The following is a 19,903-nucleotide window of genomic DNA, read 5'->3' as shown; positions in this document are numbered from 1 at the left end:
TCACCTCGTTGACTGTTTCCGGTAGGGGCGGGACAACTATCCGCGCAAAGATCACCGGGAACGAGTTCCTAAGGAAGCCTTAAGACTCGGCTCACCGAAAAATAACGAGTATCGACATTCGCCGCTGGCCACCGTAGGGTGCACGGTCGAGTGGGAGCGCTCCCAACCTCTCGCTCGTTCCCCGACCCTACCGAAACTGGGGGTGTGCTCCATGCGCCGCGTCATCTCCACCCTGCTCGCCGGCGGAGCCCTGCTGACCGCCGCCGCCTGCGGCACCGCGCCGAACTCGGGCACCGACACCGCCGCCAGCGCGCCGGCGGCCGCTTCCCCAGCCGCAACCCCGGCGGTCGGCGCGGCCTGCGAGGCGCTCGCTCAGGCATACGGCAAGAACATGGCTCCGTACGCTCAATCGCTCACCACCCTCGTCAGCGACCGCACCACGATCGCCCAGGCCCAGCAGTCGCTCGCCGCCTTCGCCACCGCGGTCCAGGACGCCACCAAGTCGAGCGCCGACAAGCAGCTGCAGGCCGACGGCAAGAAGACCGCCGAGCAGATGCATGCCAAGTCCACCGACGCCAAGTTCTTCGGCGCGATCAAGACACCGGAGGACGTCAACAAGGCGATGGGCCCGACCCTCACCTCGTGGCTGTCCCCCCTCTCCGAACACTGCGACTGACCGATCCCCGACCCGGCTGGCGCTCAGTGTCGTCTTGCGGCCGCGCAGACAGCGCTGAGCGCCAGCCGAGTGTTCAGCGGGCGGCGACCCCGGCAGTGACAGCGCGCAGGATGTCGTCGACGCGCTCCTTGGCGTCGCCGAAGAGCATGGCGCAGTTGGAGCGGAAGAACAGCGGATTCTGTACGCCCGCATAGCCCGACGCCATGGACCGCTTGAAGACGATCACGTCGTCGGCCTCCCAGACGGTGAGCACGGGCATGCCGGCGATCGGGCTGGCCGGGTCCTCGGTGGCGGCCGGGTTCACGGTGTCGTTGGCGCCGATGACCAGCACCACCGACGTGCCCGCGAAGTCGTCGTTGATCTCGTCCATCTCGAGGACGATGTCGTACGGCACGCGGGCCTCGGCGAGCAGCACGTTCATGTGGCCGGGCAGGCGGCCGGCGACCGGGTGGATGCCGAAGCGGACCTTGACGCCGCGTTCGCGCAGCACCCGGGTGAGCTCGGCGACGCCGTGCTGCGCCTGGGCGACCGCCATCCCGTACCCCGGCGTGATGATCACCGACTCGGCGCTGGTCAGCAGCTCGGCGACACCCTCGGCGTTGATCTCGCGGTGGTCGCCGTAGTCCTTGTCGGCGGCCGGGCCGGCCTCGATGCCGAAGCCACCGGCGATGACCGACAGGAACGAGCGGTTCATCGCCTTGCACATGATGTACGACAGGTAGGCACCGGACGAGCCGACCAGCGCGCCGGTGACGATGAGCAGGTCGTTCTCGAGCAGGAAGCCGGCGGCCGCGGCGGCCCAGCCGGAGTAGCTGTTGAGCATCGAGACCACCACCGGCATGTCGCCGCCGCCGATCGAGGCGACCAGGTGCCAGCCGAGCAGCAGCGCGATCGCCGTGACCACGACCAGCAGCCACAGGCTCGGGTCGATCACGAACCAGGCGGTGAGCACGGCGAACGCGGCGAGCGCGCCGATGTTCAGGGCGTTCTTGCCGGGCAGCATGAGCGGGCTGGACTTGATCCGGGCGGACAGTTTGAGGAACGCGACGATCGACCCGGTGAAGGTGACCGCGCCGATGAAGACGCCGATGACCACCTCGGCACTGTGGATGCCGAGCATGTCCTGGCTGTCCAGCAGCGCCGCCTCGGCGCCGTCCAGGTGTGCTTCGACGTGCAGGTACCCGTTCCAGCCGACCAGCACGGCGGCCAGGCCGACGAAGCTGTGCAGCAGAGCGATGAGTTCCGGCATGCCGGTCATCTCGACCTTGCGGGCCCGGTACAGGCCGATCGCGGCGCCGATCACGGTGGCGACGGCGAGCAGGATCAGCCCGGTGGTGCTGATCTCGTTGGCGATCGCGAGGGTCACGGTGGCGGCCAGCGCGACCGCCATGCCGGCGATGCCGAAGGCGTTGCCGGCCTTCGCCGTCTCGTGCCTGGACAGGCCGGCCAACGCCAGGATGAAGAGCAGGGCGGCGACGAGGTAGGCCGCCTGGGCAGCGGTTTCGACGGTCATCGGATCAGCTCCTGGAGAACATGGCGAGCATGCGGCGGGTCACCGCGAAGCCACCGAAGATGTTGATGCTGGCCAGCAGGATCGCGACGAACGACAGCGCGGTCACGACGGTGTCGCCGTGGCCGATCTGGAGCAGGGCGCCGACGACGATGATTCCGGAGATCGCGTTGGTGACCGACATCAGCGGGGTGTGCAGGGCGTGGTGCACGTGCCCGATCACGTAGTAGCCGATGACGATGGCCAGGGCGAAGACGGTGAGGTGCCCGCGCAGAGCGGGTGGCGCGAGGGCGGTGAGCAGGAACAACGCGGCCGCACCGGCGCCGGCGAACACCAGCCCGCGGCCACGCTTCTTCGCGGCCGGAGCCGCGGCGGGGGCAGCCGCAGCAGCCGGGGCCGCGGCCGGCGCGACCGAGACCGACACCGGGGGCGGCGGCCAGGTCAGTTCCCCATCGCGTACGACAGTCATCGAGCGCTGCACGACGTCGTCGAAGTCCAGGACCAGCTGCCCGTCCTTCTCCGGCGTCATCAGCTTCATCAGGTTCACCAGGTTGGTGCCGTACAGCTGGGAGGCCTGTGCGGGCAGCCGGCCGGGGAGGTCGGTGTAGCCGATGATGGTGACGCCGTTCGCGGTGACCACCACCTCGCCGGCGACGGTGCCCTCGACGTTGCCACCGTTGGCGGCGGCCATGTCGACGATCACGCTGCCCGGTTTCATGGTCGCCACCATGGCTGCGGTGATCAGCCGGGGCGCGGGCTTCCCGGGGATCAGCGCGGTGGTGATGACGATGTCGACCTCGGCGGCCTGCGCGGCGTAGAGCCGGGCGGCCCGCTCGTTGTAGTCGTCGGACATCTCCTTGGCGTACCCCGTGGAGGACACCTCGACGTCGGCGGCCTCGACGGACAGGTACTCGCCGCCCAGCGACTTGACCTGGTCGGCCACCTCGGGGCGGGGGTCGGTGGCCCGTACGATCGCTCCGAGACTGCCGGCGGCGCCGATGGCGGCCAGGCCGGCGACGCCCGCGCCGGCGACCAGCACCTTGGCCGGCGCGACCTTGCCGGCGGCCGTGACCTGGCCGGTGAAGAACCGGCCGAACGCGTGGGCCGCCTCGACGACCGCGCGGTAACCGGCGATGTTGGCCATCGAGGAGAGCACGTCCAGCGACTGGGCGCGGGAGATGCGCGGCACCGCGTCCATCGACAGCGCCGTGATCGGGCGGCGGGCCAGCTCCTCGACGAACTCCGGGGCCAGCCGCGGGTTGAGCATGCCGATCAGCGTGGTGCCCTCGGCGAACTTGTCGAGCTGCTCCGCGGGCGGCGGGTTGATCGCGAAGACGATGTCGGCGGCCAGCGGGTCGCCGATGGTCGCCCCGGCATTCGCGTAGGCCTCGTCGGAGAACGAGGACTCCGACCCGGCGCCGGACTCCACCACGACGCCGTATCCCAACTTGACCAACTCCGCCACGGTGGCGGGTGTCGCCGCCACCCGCCGCTCACCCGGATCCGGGTCGCGCGGTACACCGATGATCATCAGTTGACTCCTCGGTTGAAGTTGATCCTGAAAACGTGTGACGCGGGCCACCGGTTCAACGATTACCGACGAATTGTTACCCGTCGGTAGCCAGAGGTTAGGTGGCCCGGCATCAGATTCCCAGAGTCCGGCGTACAGAAAAACACCGGAATTTCACGCTCAGGCTTCGAACCGCGCACCCTCGGTCAGGGCTTGGGGAACTCCTCGACCGGCTTGCCGTCCATGTAGTCGGCCAGCGTCTCGTACACCGCCGGGTTGACGATGCCGTGCGACATCCGGTCGGTGTGCGCGGCCCAGTCGGGGTTGGCCAGGTATCCGGCGACCACCAGGGACCGGGTGCCGACCACCAGCGCGGCGGTCTTGTCGTTGTCGGTGGTGCCGGTCTTGCCGAACACCGGGTGGCCGACCACGCTGCGCACCTGGGGCGCCGTCGAGCCGCCGCAGTTGCCGAGCTGCGCGCGGTCGCCGACCGGGCAGCGGGCCGCGTCGAGCGCCCGTCGGGCCACGTTCGCCGTGGTCGCCTGGGTGCAGTCGGGCCGGCCGGTCTCCAGCACGGTGCCGTCCTCGGCGGTGATGCTCTCGATCGGCGTCGGCGTGCAGTACTTACCGTCGGCGGCCAGCGTCGCGTACGCGTTCGCGATGTCCAGCGGCGTGGAGTCCGAGACGCCCAGCGTGAACGCTCCCCACTCGTGCGCCTGGTCCTCGTCGTTCGCCCGCTCGGCGTCCCCGGGCTCGCGGAACTGCACGCCGAACCGTTTCGCCACGTCCACTACGTTCTCCGCGCCGACCCGCTCCTGGAGCGGTACGAAATACGTGTTGACCGACCGCCCGAACGCCGTCCACATGTTGAACGTCCCGGACTCGCTCGCCGAGGCGTTGCTCGGGCAGTAGTAGCCGCCGCACCCCGCCGGGGCTGCCGAGTCGAGGTACTCCGACTTGTACCGCTGCGGCGAGTAGATCGCGGTGTCCAGCCCCATCCCGGCCTCCAGAGCGGCGACCATGGTGAACATCTTGAACACCGATCCGGCCTGATACCCGGTCAGGTTCGCGCTGCCGGTGATGATCGGGTTGGTGGTGTTCGGGTAGGTGCCGCGGATGCCCTTGCGCGCCTCGGCCGGGTTCGACGAGAGCTCGTTCTGCGGATCGTCCGCGTTGTCGATCTTGAACTTGCGGTTCGCGGCCAGCGCGCGGACGGCGCCGGTGCCCGGCTCGACCGCGGCCAGCATCAGCGCGTTCGGGTTGCTGTCCTTCTGCCGCTCGGTGATCTCCTTGCGGGCCGCGGACTGGGCGTCGACGTCGAGGGTGGTGACGATCCGGTAGCCGCCGCTCTTGAGCTGGCGCTCCCGCTCGTACGACGTCTCGCCGAACGCGTCCTGGCTCAGCCACCACCGGTAGAAGTAGTCGCAGAAGAAACCCCAGTGGTTCTTCGCCACCGACACGCAGCCGCTGGTCGGACGGTTCGTCGTGCGGACCACCGCCACCTTCTTGGCCGCGGCGGCCTCGGCGGCGGTGATCTGCCCGAGCTCCAGCATGTTGCCGATGATGTAGTCGCGCCGGTCCAGCGCCTGCGGATAGCCGCTCTTCGTCGTCGGGTCGAACGCGGTCGGCGCCTTCACCATGCCGGCCAGCAGGGCGGACTCGGCCACCGACAGCTCCGCCGGCGACTTGCCGAAATACACCTGGCTGGCGGCATTGATCCCGTACGCCCCGTTGCCGAACGGCGCCATGTTCAGATAACGCTCCAGGATCTGCTGCTTGGTGAGCTGCTTCTCCACCTGGATCGCGTACTTCATCTCGGAGAGCTTGCGTTCCGCGGTGTCCTCGGTGGCGGCCACCACCTCCTGCGGGCTGGTCGTCGAGTAGGCCAGCGCCATCCGCACATACTGCATGGTCAGCGTGGAGGCGCCCTGCTGCGCGCCGCCCTGGTTGTTGTTGACGAACGCCCGGGCGACGCCCTTGAGGTCGACGCCGTGGTGGGAGTAGAACTGGTGATCCTCGGCCGCCACGATGGCGTCCTGCATGTGCTGCGAGATCTTGTTCAGCGGGACGTCACTGCGAAACTCGTCATACATGACCGCGATCTGGGTCCGGCCGTCGGCGGCGTAGACCCGGGACACCTGCGGCGACGACTGCTCGATCAGCTCGGTCGGCAGCTCACCCAGCTCCTCCGAGCCGGCCTTGGCCGCCAGCCCGGACATCGCCACGGCCGGGAAGGACGCAGCCGCGACCACCAGCCCGGCCAGCATGCCGCACACGGTCAGCACACCCGCGCTGCGAAGGATCCGACGTTCCCGAAACGGTTTGCGCGCAGTCACCCGACCCAGGCTAACCAGCATGATCTGCACCCTGCAGCCCAAGGGAAAAACGTCACAACCGGCAACCGATCACCCGGTGCGCAACCTGTGAGCCCGCTGGCAATCACGCGCGTCGAGGTCCACGATGGTGGATGACTTGCGGGAGGTCGCCATGGCCGGATTCGTCATCATCGGGGCCTCGCTGACCGGCGCCAGGGCGGCCGGCGAGTTGCGGGCCGCGGGCTTCGCAGGGCCGGTCACGCTGATCGGTGCGGAGAACGAGCGGCCGTACGAGCGTCCGCCGCTGTCCAAGCAGTATCTGCTCGGGACCGATCCCCGGGACAAGGCGTTCGTGCACGACGCCGGCTGGTACGCCGACCACGACGTGGACCTGCGCCTAGGCGTGCGGGCCACCGGCATCGCCCCGGCCGCTCACACCGTCACGCTCGAGGACGGGGAGCCGCTGGGTTACGACCGGCTGCTGCTGGCGACCGGGTCACGCGTACGCCGCCTCGATGTGCCCGGCGCGGATCGTCCGAACGTACGCTATCTGCGCTTCTTGCCCGATGCCGACCGCTTGGTCACCGACCTGCCCGCGGCCCGCCGGGTCGTGGTGATCGGCGCCGGATGGATCGGCCTGGAGGTGGCCGCGGCCGCCCGCCATCACGGCGCCGAGGTGACCGTGGTGGAGATGGACCGGGCGCCGCTGCGCCGGGTGCTGGGCGATGAGGTCGCCGCGGTCTTCGCCGGGCTGCACCGCGCGCATGACGTCACGTTCCGGTTCGAGACCGGCGTGCGGGAGATCCGGGACACCGGGGTGGTCCTCGACGACGGCTCCGAGCTGCCCGCCGACCTGGTGATGATCGGTGTCGGCGTCACCCCCGCGACCGAGCTGGCCGAGCGCGCCGGGCTGATGGTGGACAACGGCGTGGCGGTCGGCGCCGACCTGCGCACCAGCGATCCGGACATCTTCGCCGCCGGCGATGTGGCCGCTTTTGATCACCCGCTGCTGGGCCGGCGGATCCGGGTGGAGCACTGGTCGAACGCGCTCGACGGCGGTCCGGCGGCGGCCCGCTCCATGCTCGGCGAGACGGTCAGCTACGAGAAGGTGCCGTATTTCTTCACCGACCAGTACGACCGTGGCATGGAGTACGCAGGCTGGGTCGCGACCGGCGGTTACGAGCGGGTGGTGTTCCGCGGCGACCCGGCCGGGCCGTTCCTGGCGTTCTGGGTGACCGGCGGCCGGGTGCTGGCCGGCATGAACATGGACGTCTGGGACGTGCAGGACGACATCCAGGCGCTGGTCCGCGCTGGGTGGGCGGGCCGCGCGGTCGATGAGAAGGCCCTGGCCGACCCGGACGTGCCGCTCACCGAACTGGTCTGAGCGTCCGCTACTGATCACCGATCCCCGTCGCTGCGACAGCGGCGGGATCGATGCTGTCCGAGCGTTGACGAACCAGTGACACATCTGAAACATTGAATGCCCCTTGCCGCAAAAACTCGGCAGGACTACGAAATTTTGCGTTGCACGGTTCGGAATATCTCGCCACCGTCACCCGCATCCCCCAGGACGGACACCATGAAGCTCGGTAGACGGCTGATCGGGGTGGCCCTCGCAGCCGCCCTGATCACCCTCGGCATCTCTCCCCCGGCCGCCCACGCCGCCGGCGGCCCCAACCTGGCCGCCGGCAAACCCACCTCGGCCAGCGGCGCCCTCGGCGCCCAGCCCGCCTCTGCCGTCACCGACGGCAACCAGCAGAGCTACTGGGAAAGCCCGAACAACGTGTTCCCGCAGTGGGTCCAGGTCGACCTGGGCAGCTCCGTGGCGGTCGACCAGGTCGTCCTCAAGCTGCCGCCGGCCACCGCGTGGGCCACCCGCACGCAGACGCTGAGCGTGCAGGGCAGCACGAACGGGTCCAGTTTCAGCACCCTGTCCGCCTCGGCCGGGCGGGTGTTCAACCCGGCCACCGCCAACACCGTGACGATCAACTTCGCCGCGGCGACGGTCCGCTATGTGCGGGTGCACATCACCGCCAACACCGGCTGGCCGGCCGGGCAGCTCGCCGAGCTCGAGGTGTACGGCGTGGCCGGCCCGGTCGACCCCGACCCGGATCCGCCGGCCGGCGCCAACCTGGCCGCGAGCAAGCCGATCGAGGCCTCGTCGAGCGTGCACACGTTCGTCGCCGGCAACGCCAACGACGCCAGCCCGACCAGCTACTGGGAGTCCAACGGCTTCCCGTCGACACTCACCGTGAAGCTCGGCTCCGACGCCGACGTCACCGGGGTCGTCGTCAAGCTCAACCCGGACCCGGTGTGGGGCGCACGCACGCAGAACATCCAGGTCCTCGGCCGGGCCGGCAGCGCCACCGGGTTCACCGAGCTCAAGGCCCGCGCCGACTACGCCTTCAACCCGTCGGGCAACCAGAACTCGGTCACCATTCCGGTGAGCGGGCGGGCTTCGGACGTACGCCTGCAGTTCTTCAGCAACACCGGCGCTCCCGGCGGCCAGGTCGCTGACCTGCAGGTCGTCGGCGCCTGGGCGCCGAACCCGGACCTGGTGGTGACCGCGGCCACCTGGACACCCGCCGCCCCCAGCGAGACCAGCGCGATCACCCTGAGCGCCGTGGTGAAGAACAACGGCACCGCCGCAGCCGCCGCTACCAAGGTCGACTTCCGGCTCGGCGGCACCCTCGCCGGCAGCGCGGACGTGCCGGCGCTCGCCGCTGGAGCCTTGGCCACCGTCTCGGCCAACGTCGGCGCCAAGGCGCAGGGCAGCTACACCGTCTCGGTCGTGGCCGACCCGGCGAACACCGTCGCCGAGCAGAACAACGACAACAACACCTACACGGCGTCGTCCGCGCTGGTAGTGGCTCAGGCGCCCGGTCCCGACCTGCAGGTCACCGCGATCAACACGAACCCCGCTAACCCCGCGGTAGGCGCGACGGTCAGCTTCAGCGTCGCCGTCACCAACCGGGGTACGAGCAGCGCACCCGCCAGCACCACCCGGCTCGTGGTCGGCAGCACCACCCTGACCGGGCCGACCCCGTCGATAGCCGCCGGTGCGACCGCGACCGTCGCCATCAGCGGCACCTGGACGGCCACCAGCGGCGGCGCCACCGCCACCGCGACGGCTGACTCAGCCGGTGTGGTGACCGAGACCAACGAGTCCAACAACGGTTTCTCGAAGGCCATCGTGGTCGGGCGTGGCGCCGCCGTGCCGTACACCGAGTACGAGGCGGAGGCCGCCCGTTACCAGGGCACACTCGTGCAGACCGACCCGCTGCGCACCTTCGGCCACACCAACTTCGGCAGCGAGTCCTCCGGCCGGCAGTCGGTGCGGCTGAACAGCACCGGGCAGTTCGTCGAGTTCACCTCCACGAACCAGGCGAACTCGATCGTCGTCCGCAACTCCATCCCGGACTCCGCCTCCGGCGGCGGCCAGGAAGCGACGATCAGCCTGTACGTCAACGACGTCTTCAACCGCAAGCTCACCCTGTCGTCGCGCAACAGCTGGCTGTACGGCACCACCGACGACACCGAGTCGCTGTCCAACTCGCCCGGACCCGACGCCCGCCGGCTCTTCGACGAGTCACACGCTCTGCTGTCGCAGGCGTACCCGGCCGGCACCCGCTTCAAGTTGCAGCGCGACGCCGGCGACTCCGCGGCGTTCTACATCATCGACCTGATCGACCTGGAGCAGGTCGCGCCGGCCGCCGCCCAGCCCGCCGGCTGCACCTCGATCACCCAGTACGGCGCGGTCCCGAACGACGGGCTCGACGACACGGCCGCCATCCAGCGGGCGGTCACCGACGACGAGAACGGCGTGATCAGCTGCGTGTGGATCCCGGCCGGCCAGTGGCGGCAGGAGCAGAAGATCCTCTCGCCGGACCCGAACCGCGGCCAGTTCAACCAGAAGGGCATCCGCAACGTCGTCATCCGCGGCGCCGGCATGTGGCACTCGCAGCTCTACTCCAACACCCAGCCGCACCAGGTGACCGGCAACATCAACCACCCGCACGAGGGCAACGTCGGCTTCGACATCGACGACAACACCCAGATCTCCGACATCGCGATCTTCGGCAACACGCAGAACCGGGCCAACCGCGGGCACGGCCTGAACGGGCGGTTCGGGAAGAACACGAAGATCAGCAACGTGTGGATCGAGCACGTCAACGTCGGCGCCTGGGTCGGCCGCGACTACTCCGACACCCCGGCCTACTGGAACCCAGGCGACGGCCTCGAGTTCACCGGCATGCGGATCCGCAACACCTTCGCCGACGGGATCAACTTCTCCAACGGCACGCGCAACTCACGGGTGTTCAACTCGTCGTTCCGCACGACCGGTGACGACGCGCTGGCGATCTGGGCCAACCCGTACGTCAAGGACCAGAACGTCGACATCAACCACAACGACCACTTCCTGAACAACACCATCCAGCTGCCCTGGCGGGCCAACGGCATCGCCATCTACGGCGGCTACAACAACTCGGCCCAGAACAACCTGGTCTCCGACACCGCCAACTACCCGGGCATCATGCTGGCCACCGACCACAGCCCACTGCCCTTCTCCGGCACGACGCTGCTGGCCAACAACGGCCTTTACCGTACGGGCGGCGCGTTCTGGAACGAGGACCAGGAGTTCGGGGCGATCACACTGTTCCCGTCGACGAAGGACATCGTCGGGGTGACCATCCGCGACACCGACATCATCGACTCGACGTACGACGGCATCCAGTTCAAGAACGGCGGCGGCAACATGCCGAACGTTCAGATCACCAACGTGAAGATCGACAAGTCGAACAACGGGGCCGGCATCCTGGCGATGAGCGGGGCCCGCGGCAACGCGACCCTGTCCAACGTCACGATCACCAACTCGGCCGACGGCAACATCGTCACCCAGCCGGGCTCGCAGTTCGTCATCAGCGGTAACTGATCCGCAGGGGGACGTGCCGCCCGGCACGTCCCCCTCTTCTCTCGCCCCACCGATGAGTTTGGGATGCTGCGCTGGTCCACCTTTCGAACACATCGCGAAGCGAAGGGACACCACCATGGCGAAGGTCATCTCCACCCTGTTCATCTCGGCCGACGGCGTCGCCGAGATCGACCCCGACTGGCACTTCCCCTACTTCGACGAGAACATGGGCAACGCCGTCGGCGAGGACTACAAGACCTCTGACGTGCTGCTCATCGGCCGCGAGACGTACGACAGCTTCGCCGGCGCCTGGCCCGACCGCGAGGCAGCCGGCGGCGACGACGCGCCGTTCGCCAAGGAGCTCGGCGACATGCGCAAGGTCGTCGTCTCCCGCCAGGCGCTCGAGTTCACCTGGCGCAACTCCGAGGTGATCAAGGACGACCTGATCTCGTCGGTGACCGCGCTCAAGGCCGATGCCGGGATCAAGGGCATCCTCATCCCCGGTTCGATCGCCGTGGTGCAGCAGCTGCTCGCCGCCGGCCTGGTCGACGAACTGCGGCTGTACGTCCACCCGGTCGCGGCCCGCAAGGGCAAGAAGCTGTTCGACGAGGGCGACAGCGCGTACCACCTGAAGGTCGCCTCGACCGAGGCCTATCCGACCGGCGTGATCCGGGTGATCTACACCCCGGCCGAGCCGCCGGCGCCGGTCGGTTACGACGACGTCAAGGACCAGGTGCCCACCGGCGAATAGCGGGCCGGCCCGGCTTTTCCGGCTTTTCATCTCCTCCGGCGGCTGTTCCGGCGGCCGAGACCCAGGTAGGCGGCGCCGCCGATCGGGATGACCAGCCAGAAGGAGAGCAGCCGGTAGCCGAGCACCACGGCTGCCGCTGCCGTCTCCGGGGTGCCGGCGGCCAGCAGGCCGGCGAGCAGGCCGGCCTCGATGAGCCCGATCCCACCCGGGGTGAGCGGCACCTGCCGGACGAGCTGAACCCCCAGATAGATCGTCGCGGTCCGCGACCAGCTCAGCGGGACTCCGCAGGCCTGCGCGACGGCGACCAGGCAGATCAGGTCGAGAAGCCAGTTCAGTACGGCGTACCCGATGGCCCATGCCCGATCACCGGCCGTAACCGCGCGGGCCGCCTCGACTGCCTGCCGGATGCGTCCCTGGCGCACCCCCGGGATGCGCCGGGCGACCAGCCGGCCGGCAGCGCCATGCTGATCGCCGACCGGCTGTAGGTGATCGCCAGCATCTCCCGGCCCGCCACCCGCACGCCGAGCGCCGCAAGCAGCACCCGCTGCTGCTGCGCAAACGCCACCTGGGACAGAACCTGCGCCGCGAGCGCGACCACCAGCCAGCCGGGCTCCATCTCGCGGACAACCGCGAGGACGTCAGCCACCTCAGGAACACGCCCGCGCAGCCCCCCACCGCACCAGCCGCGGCGCCCGCAACCAGCCCGATCCCCAACCAGCGGCGTACGCCCGAAGCCCGTGCCCCCTCACCCACAACCGATCCGGGGCCGACGTGTGCGTTGATGGTGCGCATCAGCCCTCCTTCGGCTCGGCGGACGGTGGTGCTTCCTTCACGGCTCGGCGGACGGTGTGCTTCCTCTAAGGGGCTTTCGGCGTCGGGGGGTTTCGCCATCGGTCCCGAGTCGGCGGCCGCCCCCGCCCGCCTCGATCGCGAGATGTGCCGGATGGGCCGGGTCGCGGTGCAGGCGCACACCCAGGCCGCCCTCTCTTCGATCCCGCCGGACCCGCCCCGGCTGGCAGGGCATAGCGCGCGGCGGCCGGCGCTCTGCGGCGGGAGACCTTCCGAATAAACCGCCACACCCGCAGCGGGTGTACCTACACCCGCCACGGGTGTGCCGGCATTCGGGAACCCCTACGAGCCGCGTGCTTGGCCACGCCGCTCCGGACGCGCTGGTGGTCAGGCGACGACCGCTGGGACCGGCTCCGCGGCGGTGATGTCGGCCGGGGCCGCGCGGCGGGACTTGCGGAGGCCGCTCAGCAGGCACAGGGTGGTGCCCAGGGCGAGCCAGGCCAGCAGCACGATCAGCGGCTGAATGGCGCCGGCGCCGTCGAAGAAGGCGGTCGAGCGCAGCAGCGTCCCGGCGGCGCCCGGTGGAAGAAGCTGGCCCAGGGCGCCGGACCAGCCGGGCAGCATCTGCGGTGCGGTGGCCATGCCGGACAGCGGGTTGCCGACCAGCATCATGACGGCCGCGCCCAGGCCGAAGCCGGGAAGGCCGAGCAGCGACTCGAGACCCAGCAGGGTGAGCGAGATGGCGGCGGTGGAGAGCGCGACCACGCCGGCGTTGAGCCAGTAGTCACCGCCCAGCGACCCGAACCAGAACTGCAGGATCGCGGCGATCGCCAGCCCACCGGTGACCGCGAAGGCGAACGCCCCGGCGATCCGGCGGCCGGTGCCCCGCACCCGGTTGGTCAGCAGGAGCGCCGCAAGCAGCCCACCGATGATCAGCGGCAACGATCCAGCGGCCAGCCCAGCGCCGCGCGGGTCGTCAGCCGGCAGCGCGGCGACATCCCGCACGGTGACCGCCGGACCCTGCGCACCGGCAGCACCCGGCGCGGCCTGCGTGCCAGCGGCGCCGGGGCTGTCGGACCTGCCGGCGGTGCCGGCGTTGCCGGTGGCACCCTGTGGGCCCGGGGCGGCCTGGGCCAGGCCGGTGGCCACCTGCTGCAAGGCCTGGGCGACCGAGGCGCTGGCGGCGGAGGCGATGAGGACCTGCGGCTTGCCGGTGCTGAGGTCGATCGCGCCGTACACCTCGCGGTCGAGGATCGCGGCCTCGGCGGCGGCGCTGTCCGCGACCAGGGTGACGTCGAAGGCGCCGGGCATGCGCTGCTCCAGAGCCGCGGTGACCTGCCCGGTTGCGGCGGCCGGGCCGGCCACGGCGATCGGCACGTCGTGCACCGAGGAACGCACGGCCGGCCAGGCGAAGGCGGTCAGCAGCACGCTGATGATCACCGTCAGCAGGCCGACCACCGCGGCCACTTCGGGCCAGGACGACTTGGATGCGGCCATGTCTACTCCCCCAAAATAAAACGGTTGTTCGTTTTAACCAGCGTGCGCCGCCGCGCGGGACGTTGTCAAGAACGAACGTTCGCTTTTAAGCTGAGAGCCATGCCACGCGTTTCCTCCGAGCACCGCGCCAACCGCCGCGCCGAGATCCTCGCTGCGGCGACGGCCTGCTTCGCCAAGGAGGGGTTCCACGCCACCTCGATGGCCGACATCATCCGCACGTCCGGGATGTCGGCCGGGGCGGTGTACAGCTACTTCCGCAGCAAGGAGGAGATCATCGGCTCGGTCGCCGAAACCGTCATCGGCACGGCGGACGAGGTGTTCGTCCGCCTGCTGGCCGACAACGCCACCCCGTCACCCGCCGAAGCGGTGACAAACATGGTGAACGGCGTCGTCGGGCGCGCCATGAACGACCCGGTCACCGGTCAGGACCTGACCCGCATCGCCCTGCAAGTCTGGGCCGAGGCGCTGCGCAACCCCGAGCTGCGCGAGCGGGTCGGCGGCGCGTTCCACCGGCTGCGCGGGCACTGCGCCGAGGTGGCCCGCCGCTGGCAGGCGGCCGGCAACCTGCCGCCGGACGCCGTGCCGGAGGACGTCGGCGCCGCCATGCTGAGCCTGGTGCAGGGCTTTATCCTGCAGCACCAGATCCTCGGCACCGCTACCACGCCGGCCGACTACGCGGCCGGCGCCACCATGCTGCTCTCCTCCGGGGCGCCGGACCGCACGTGACTCAGAGGTGCCGGACCACGCGTGACCCAGGGATACCGGACCCCGCGTGACCCAGCGATACCGGACCCCGCGTGACCCAGCGGTGCCGGACCCCGCGTGACCCAGCGGTGCCGAACCCCGCGTGACTCAGGCCGGGAGGTCGCGGAAGCCGCCGACCACCAGGGACACGCGGGCCGGGACGTCGGCGAGACCGGCGTCGTTCAGCGCCTGGCGCAGCGTCGAGGGGTCGGCGCTCGGTGGCGGCCCGACCGCCGCCACCTGCAGCACCCCCTGCTGCATCGTGACGTCGACGACGCTCCAGGACTGGGACTGGGCCCAGCGTTCGGCTACCGGCTGCGCGGTGGAGACGATCGACTGGTCGCGGATCACCTGGGCGCTGCTGATCGTCAACGGGATCGCGACCAGGACCACGACCAGCCCGATGACGGCCAGGGTCAGCGGGCGCAGCCGGCCCACCGGCCGGCCCACCGCCTCCGCCGCCGCGCGGACCCGGTAGCCGATCAGCACGGCCGTGGCGGTCGCGACGATCGCGGCGACGTTCGTGGCGAACAGCAGCAACGCGCCCGCGGACTGACCGGGAGCACCCGATTCCAGGGTCAGGCCCACCACGGCCAGCGGCGGCACCAGCGAGATCGCGATGGCCACCCCGGGCAGGGTGTCCGAGACGTCCGAGCGCACCAGCGCGAAGGCGCCGACCGCGCCGGTGGCGAGCGCGGCGACCAGGTCGATGAGCTCGGGGTGCACGCGGGAGGCTACCTGGGAGTTGGTGTCCGCCACGATCGGGCCGGGCACGAGCAGCCCGAGGACGTAACCGATCACGATGACGACCACGGCGCCGGCGACGACGAGCAGGACGCTTCCCACGATGTGCCGCCGCTCGGCGAGGACCAGACCGAAGCCGGTGCCCAGGATCGGCGTCATCAACGGGGCGACGATCATCGCGCCGATCACCGTGGCGTCCGAGTCGGCCACCACTCCGGCGGTCGCGATGACCGCGGCGAGCACCAGGAGCACCCAGAACGCGGTGCGCTGACGGCGGGTGTCGAGGAAGAGCCGGCCGACCATCCGGTCGAGGTCGGCGTCCGTCACGCGCGTACGGATCAGGGTCATCTCGGGTGACCACCTGCGACAGTGGGCATGGCTGCGAGCCTGCCCGGCGCTCGCCGGACTGTCCTCACCCGCGCGGGATGACGTCGGCGATACTGGCCGGGTGGAGAGCCGGCCCGAGGTACGCCTCGCCCGCACCGACGACGGTGTGACGCTGGGCTATCAGGTCTTCGGCCAGGGTCCGGTGCTGGTCTGGATGCCCTCGCTGAGCAACATCGTGGCGCAGTGGCGGATCCCGGCGTTCCGCGCCGCCTATCTCGGCCTGGCCCGGAATCTGACCGTGGTGCTCTACGACGGCCGCGGCACCGGCAGCTCCGACCGGCGGATCGACCTGGACGACCTCGGCGTCGACGCCCACCTGCGGGATCTCCGGGCGGTGCTGGACGCCGCCGGCATTCAGCGCGCGTCGCTGCTGGGCTACTACCACTCGGTGACGACAGCGATCGCGTTCGCGGCGCGCGAGCCGAGCCGGGTGGAGCGGATGGTCCTGTTCGGTGGCTCGCCGCGGCTGCGCGAGGCCATGGGGCCGGCTCAGACGCAGGCGCTGCTGTCGCTGGTCGACCAGGACTGGTCGCTGTTCGCCGACGCCGCCGCGACGGCCTGGCTGGGCTGGGACTCGGCGCCGTCAGGGCGGTGGACCGCGGAGGCGTTCCGGACCGCGACGACCGCGCCGGTGGCCAGGGCCTGGTTCGACGCGGCCCGGCACATCGATGTCACCGGCGAGCTCGCGCGGGTGCGTGCGCCCACCCTGGTTCTGCATCGGCAGGGTGAGCAGCAGATACCGGTCGAGGTGTTCCGGCGGATGACCGACGGGCTGCCGGACGCCCGGCTCGTGGAGCGGCCCGGATCGACGCCCACCCTGTTCGTCGAGGACGCGGCGACCGATCTGCGGCTGGTCACCGACTTCGTGACGACCGGGCGGGTGCACCGCCCGGCGCTGGACAGCACCGGGCTCACTCCCCGCGAGCAGGAGGTGCTGCAACTGCTGGCGGCCGGCGACTCGAACACCGAGATCGCCCGGCGGCTGGGCATCGCGGTGCACACCGTGGAGCGCCACCTGGCCAATCTCTACCGCAAGATCGGCGCGCGCGGCCGCACCGACGCGGTGGCGTACGCCCTGCGCGGCACCCCGGGATAGCGGAATTCCGCCATAGCCGCACCGGACGCCGGCGGTGGACGATCGACCGCATGACTGCACCGGCGAACACCTCATGGCGGATGGCCCGCGCCACCGCCCCCGCTGTCCGCGTGCTGGCCGGCCGGCGCTGGTTCCCGATCTGGGCCGTGGTGCACCATCGCGGCCGCAAGAGCGGGCGCGCGCTGGCCGTACCGATCGCGGTGACCGCCACCCCGGACACCTTCGTGATCAACCTGCCCTGGGGCGCCGGCACCAACTGGGTGCGCAACGTGCAGGCCGCGGGCGGCTGCACCATCCGCTGGCGGGGCGTCGACCACCCGGTGGATCAACCCCGGATCATCGGTACGACCGAAGCCCGCCCCTACTACTCACGGCTCACCTGGCGGCTGGCGCAGACCCTGTTCCCGGCGGACGCCTGGCTCCTGCTGCACCGCGTCACTTCCGGGTGATCGGCACGCAGTTGCCGGTCCGGTAGCCGGAGTCGTCGTCCTGCACCAGACCGTGCCCGGCGAGCGCGATCCGGGCGCACACCTTCGCCGAGTCGCCGATCGCCCGGACGAACCGGTCCTCGCCGGTGCCCAGCACGGACGGTTCGTCGTCCTCGACGTACCACTCGCCCTGCTCGCTCTTGGCCGCGTGCGAGCCCATCGCGTGGTCCGGCGGGTACTCGCCGTCGCCGCCGTACACGTGCAGGTGGTAGCCGCCGTTCACATCCGGTTTCGAGCCGGCGTAGTCGACCTCGTAGGCGACGGTCAGCTTGCCGTCGGCGATCACCGCGGAGGTGAGGCAGACCCACCGCTTGTTCGCCTTGATCTCGTCGGTGCACTGCTCGTCGGCCGGCGCCTGGCTCACGGCGACGCTCGGCGCGGTGCTCGCCCCGGCGCCGGTGAGCTGCTTGCCGCTGTCGTCGCGGCCGCCGTACTGGGCGTAGGCGACGCCGGCGGCGCCGAGCATGACGGCCAGCGCGAGTGCGGTGCCGGCGAGGATGCGCTTCTTCTTGCGCGAGCCCCCGGCAGGCCGGGCGGTGGGCGCGGGCCGCGGCGGCGGGCCCGAGGGCACCGAAGCCACCCCGGAGGCGACCGGCGCAACCGAGACCGGCCGGGCCGGCGGCGGAACCGGCCGCGGAATGGACTGCGCGGGAGGCGGCGAGACGACCGCTGTTCGATCCGTTACCGGAGCCGGGGGCGGGGGCGGCGGGGCTGCCGGAACCGATGCTGCGGCGCGGAACGGCGCCGTGCCGGCGGCCGGCTGCTGCTGTTGCTCCGGCGTGCCGCTGGCCAGCCAGGCCGCGCCGAGCGCCACCGCGTGCTTCGGGTGCGCGTCGACCGCCACCGGCCGGCCGAACTCGGCGGTCACCATCTGCGCCACGATCGGCATCCGGGAGGAGCCGCCGACCAGCAGGATCGAGTGCAGCTGCTCCGGGGCGCAGTCGGCGGACCGGATCGCGCGTTTCAGCGCCTCGACCGAGCCGTAGAGCGCGGGCCGGACCATGGCCTCCAGTTCGGAGCGGGTCAGGCGTACCTCGGTGACGACGTTCGGCAGCAGCACCGGGATCGAGGTGTCGGTGTCCGAGGAGAGCGCCTCCTTGGCCTCGACACACTCCTCGCGCAGCCGGGCGACCGCGGCGATCGCGGCCGAGTCCTCCTCGTCGAGCTCGGCGAGCTTGCTGCCGAGCGCGGTCCGCACGTGGTTGAAGACCGCGGCGTCGAAGTCGATGCCGCCGAGCCGTTCGATGCCTTCCGGACGGCCCAGGATGTCGAAGCCGATGCCGGTCTTGCGCAGCACCGCAGCGTCGAACGTCCCGCCACCCAGGTCGTAGACGGCGACGATCGCGCCGGGCTCGATGCGCTGCTGCTGCGCGTAGCTGACCGCGGCCGCCTCCGGCTCGGTCGTGTAGGTCACCGGTCCGGCCAGGTCGGCCATCCGCACGGCCTGGCGCATCAGGTCGGTCTTGTAGGGACCCCAGTTGGCCGGGTAGGACACGCAGGTCGCCGACGGCGGGCCGCCTTCGCGGCCGATCACCTGGTCGGCCACCGCACGCAGCATGCGCGCCGCCAGGGCTTCCGCCGATTGGGGTACGCCACCCAGCAGGATCGGCGTGGTGTCCCCCATCCGCCGCTTGAACTCGCGGGCGACCCGGTTCGGTTCGGTCAGTCCGCGCCGGTTGGCGGCCTCACCGGTCAGGAACGTCTCGTCGTCGCGCAGCAGCACCACCGACGGGATGGCGGCGCCGCGGCTGCCGAGCGGGACGATCTCGGCGTGGCCGTCGCGCCAGGTGGCGGCGGCGGTGAAGGTGGTCCCCAGGTCTATGCCGAGTGCGTACATCGGATTCGCTCCGTAGGTAGTCGTCGTTGAAGGGGGGTCCTGCGGGGGAATTCCCCGAGACGATCCGGGGCTCGGCGCTCATAAGGTAGGTACATGGAACCCGCCCGTCCCCTCCGCGATGTGTTCGCCGACCTCACCGGCGCCGGAAACGCCACCGGCGACCCGGCCGACCTGCTGCGCGACCAGGGCCACGCCCTGCCGGACGACCTGGTCGCCGAGGCGGTGGTCAGTTACGCGGACACCGCGCCCGCCGAGGTGGCCGAGCACCTGGCGCCGTACGTGACGGCGCACAGCGTGGTCGGCGCGGCGGACGGGACCGGCGACGAGACGGGCTGGCTGGAGTTGCTGGCCACCGCACCGGCCGGCGCCGAGCCCGGCGACATCGACGAGCTCACGCCGGTGACCGGCGGGTTCGACGACACCGACCCCGGCACTCCCCTGGACTTCGGCACCGGAACCGACGCCGAACCGGCGGTGGAGACCACCGAGGTGGACCTGCCCGGCGGCGACGACATCACGGAGACCGACGAATTCCTCGAGCTCGAGCTCGGCGCCGACCCGATCGCGCTGGACATCGCGGCGGACGAGGAATGGGTGGACGGCGACGGGGACGACGACGAGCCGGACACCGAGACCCTGGGCTGAGC

At 70.7% G+C, this 19,903-nt stretch carries 16 protein-coding genes; 8 read left to right on the top strand and 8 right to left on the bottom strand.

What is annotated here, in order from left to right:
- The first annotated feature begins 211 nt into the window (after nucleotides 1-211).
- Complete coding sequence (locus tag OHA21_RS51480) at nucleotides 212-676, top strand: hypothetical protein (protein WP_328468331.1); 465 nt, start codon at nucleotides 212-214, stop codon at nucleotides 674-676.
- Between the two features lie 73 nt (nucleotides 677-749).
- Here the strand turns inward: OHA21_RS51480 and pntB are convergent, their stop codons facing one another.
- From pntB to OHA21_RS51465, 3 genes are all read right to left on the bottom strand, one after another.
- A complete protein-coding gene (pntB, locus tag OHA21_RS51475) occupies nucleotides 750-2,189 on the bottom strand; it encodes a Re/Si-specific NAD(P)(+) transhydrogenase subunit beta (RefSeq protein WP_328468329.1) in 1,440 nt (479 codons plus the stop codon).
- A gap of 4 nt (nucleotides 2,190-2,193) precedes the next feature.
- Complete coding sequence (locus tag OHA21_RS51470; protein WP_328468327.1) at nucleotides 2,194-3,717, bottom strand: Re/Si-specific NAD(P)(+) transhydrogenase subunit alpha; 1,524 nt, start codon at nucleotides 3,715-3,717, stop codon at nucleotides 2,194-2,196.
- 185 nt (nucleotides 3,718-3,902) lie between these two features.
- A complete protein-coding gene (locus OHA21_RS51465; RefSeq protein WP_442875053.1) occupies nucleotides 3,903-6,032 on the bottom strand; it encodes a transglycosylase domain-containing protein in 2,130 nt (709 codons plus the stop codon).
- A 136-nt stretch (nucleotides 6,033-6,168) separates the two neighbouring features.
- Here OHA21_RS51465 and OHA21_RS51460 point away from each other — a divergent pair, with 136 nt between their 5' ends.
- The 3 genes from OHA21_RS51460 to OHA21_RS51450 all read left to right on the top strand — a co-directional run bounded on the left by OHA21_RS51460 (nucleotide 6,169) and on the right by OHA21_RS51450 (nucleotide 11,674).
- On the top strand, nucleotides 6,169-7,395 hold the full coding sequence (locus OHA21_RS51460) for an NAD(P)/FAD-dependent oxidoreductase (protein WP_328468325.1): 1,227 nt from the start codon (nucleotides 6,169-6,171) through the stop codon (nucleotides 7,393-7,395).
- 195 nt (nucleotides 7,396-7,590) lie between these two features.
- The gene (locus OHA21_RS51455; RefSeq protein WP_328468323.1) at nucleotides 7,591-10,944 is read left to right on the top strand and encodes a CARDB domain-containing protein; all 3,354 of its coding nucleotides are present in this window, start codon (nucleotides 7,591-7,593) and stop codon (nucleotides 10,942-10,944) included.
- A 115-nt stretch (nucleotides 10,945-11,059) separates the two neighbouring features.
- Nucleotides 11,060-11,674, top strand: a complete 615-nt coding sequence (locus tag OHA21_RS51450) for a dihydrofolate reductase family protein (RefSeq protein WP_328468321.1) — start codon at nucleotides 11,060-11,062, stop codon at nucleotides 11,672-11,674.
- 26 nt (nucleotides 11,675-11,700) lie between these two features.
- On the opposite strand, the gene OHA21_RS51445 is transcribed toward OHA21_RS51450, so the two are convergent.
- From OHA21_RS51445 to OHA21_RS51435, 3 genes are all read right to left on the bottom strand, one after another.
- Entirely contained in the window at nucleotides 11,701-12,096 is a 396-nt protein-coding gene (locus OHA21_RS51445; RefSeq protein ID WP_328468319.1) for a lysylphosphatidylglycerol synthase transmembrane domain-containing protein, read from the bottom strand.
- The gene (locus OHA21_RS51440; RefSeq protein ID WP_328468317.1) at nucleotides 12,006-12,320 is read right to left on the bottom strand and encodes a hypothetical protein; all 315 of its coding nucleotides are present in this window, start codon (nucleotides 12,318-12,320) and stop codon (nucleotides 12,006-12,008) included. Before OHA21_RS51440 ends, OHA21_RS51445 begins: the two co-directional genes overlap by 91 nt.
- 530 nt (nucleotides 12,321-12,850) lie before the next feature.
- Nucleotides 12,851-13,960 (bottom strand): hypothetical protein, encoded by a 1,110-nt coding sequence (locus tag OHA21_RS51435; RefSeq protein WP_328468315.1) that lies wholly within the window; start codon nucleotides 13,958-13,960, stop codon nucleotides 12,851-12,853.
- Nucleotides 13,961-14,059: 99 nt separating this feature from the next.
- Here OHA21_RS51435 and OHA21_RS51430 point away from each other — a divergent pair, with 99 nt between their 5' ends.
- Nucleotides 14,060-14,686: a TetR/AcrR family transcriptional regulator gene (locus tag OHA21_RS51430; RefSeq protein ID WP_328468313.1), complete on the top strand. Its 627-nt coding sequence runs from the start codon at nucleotides 14,060-14,062 to the stop codon at nucleotides 14,684-14,686.
- Nucleotides 14,687-14,812: 126 nt separating this feature from the next.
- Here OHA21_RS51430 and OHA21_RS51425 read toward each other — a convergent pair whose 3' ends face one another.
- Nucleotides 14,813-15,796: a DUF389 domain-containing protein gene (locus OHA21_RS51425; RefSeq protein ID WP_328468312.1), complete on the bottom strand. Its 984-nt coding sequence runs from the start codon at nucleotides 15,794-15,796 to the stop codon at nucleotides 14,813-14,815.
- Nucleotides 15,797-15,896: 100 nt separating this feature from the next.
- On the opposite strand from OHA21_RS51425, the gene OHA21_RS51420 reads away from it, so the two are divergent.
- Nucleotides 15,897-16,931 carry an alpha/beta fold hydrolase gene (locus tag OHA21_RS51420; RefSeq protein ID WP_328468310.1) on the top strand — a complete coding sequence of 345 codons (1,035 nt, stop codon included), beginning with the start codon at nucleotides 15,897-15,899 and terminating at the stop codon, nucleotides 16,929-16,931.
- Nucleotides 16,932-16,981: 50 nt separating this feature from the next.
- The gene (locus OHA21_RS51415; protein ID WP_328468308.1) at nucleotides 16,982-17,380 is read left to right on the top strand and encodes a hypothetical protein; all 399 of its coding nucleotides are present in this window, start codon (nucleotides 16,982-16,984) and stop codon (nucleotides 17,378-17,380) included.
- Here the strand turns inward: OHA21_RS51415 and OHA21_RS51410 are convergent.
- Entirely contained in the window at nucleotides 17,367-19,256 is a 1,890-nt protein-coding gene (locus OHA21_RS51410) for an Hsp70 family protein (protein ID WP_328468306.1), read from the bottom strand. The genes OHA21_RS51415 and OHA21_RS51410 overlap by 14 nt on opposite strands.
- A gap of 93 nt (nucleotides 19,257-19,349) precedes the next feature.
- Between OHA21_RS51410 and OHA21_RS51405 the strand changes: the two genes are divergently transcribed.
- Entirely contained in the window at nucleotides 19,350-19,901 is a 552-nt protein-coding gene (locus tag OHA21_RS51405; protein ID WP_328468304.1) for a hypothetical protein, read from the top strand.
- Nucleotides 19,902-19,903 lie beyond the last annotated feature (2 nt).

Source organism: Actinoplanes sp. NBC_00393, assembly GCF_036053395.1.
Taxonomy (GTDB): domain Bacteria; phylum Actinomycetota; class Actinomycetes; order Mycobacteriales; family Micromonosporaceae; genus Actinoplanes.
This window is presented reverse-complemented; position numbering and strand designations above follow the sequence as displayed.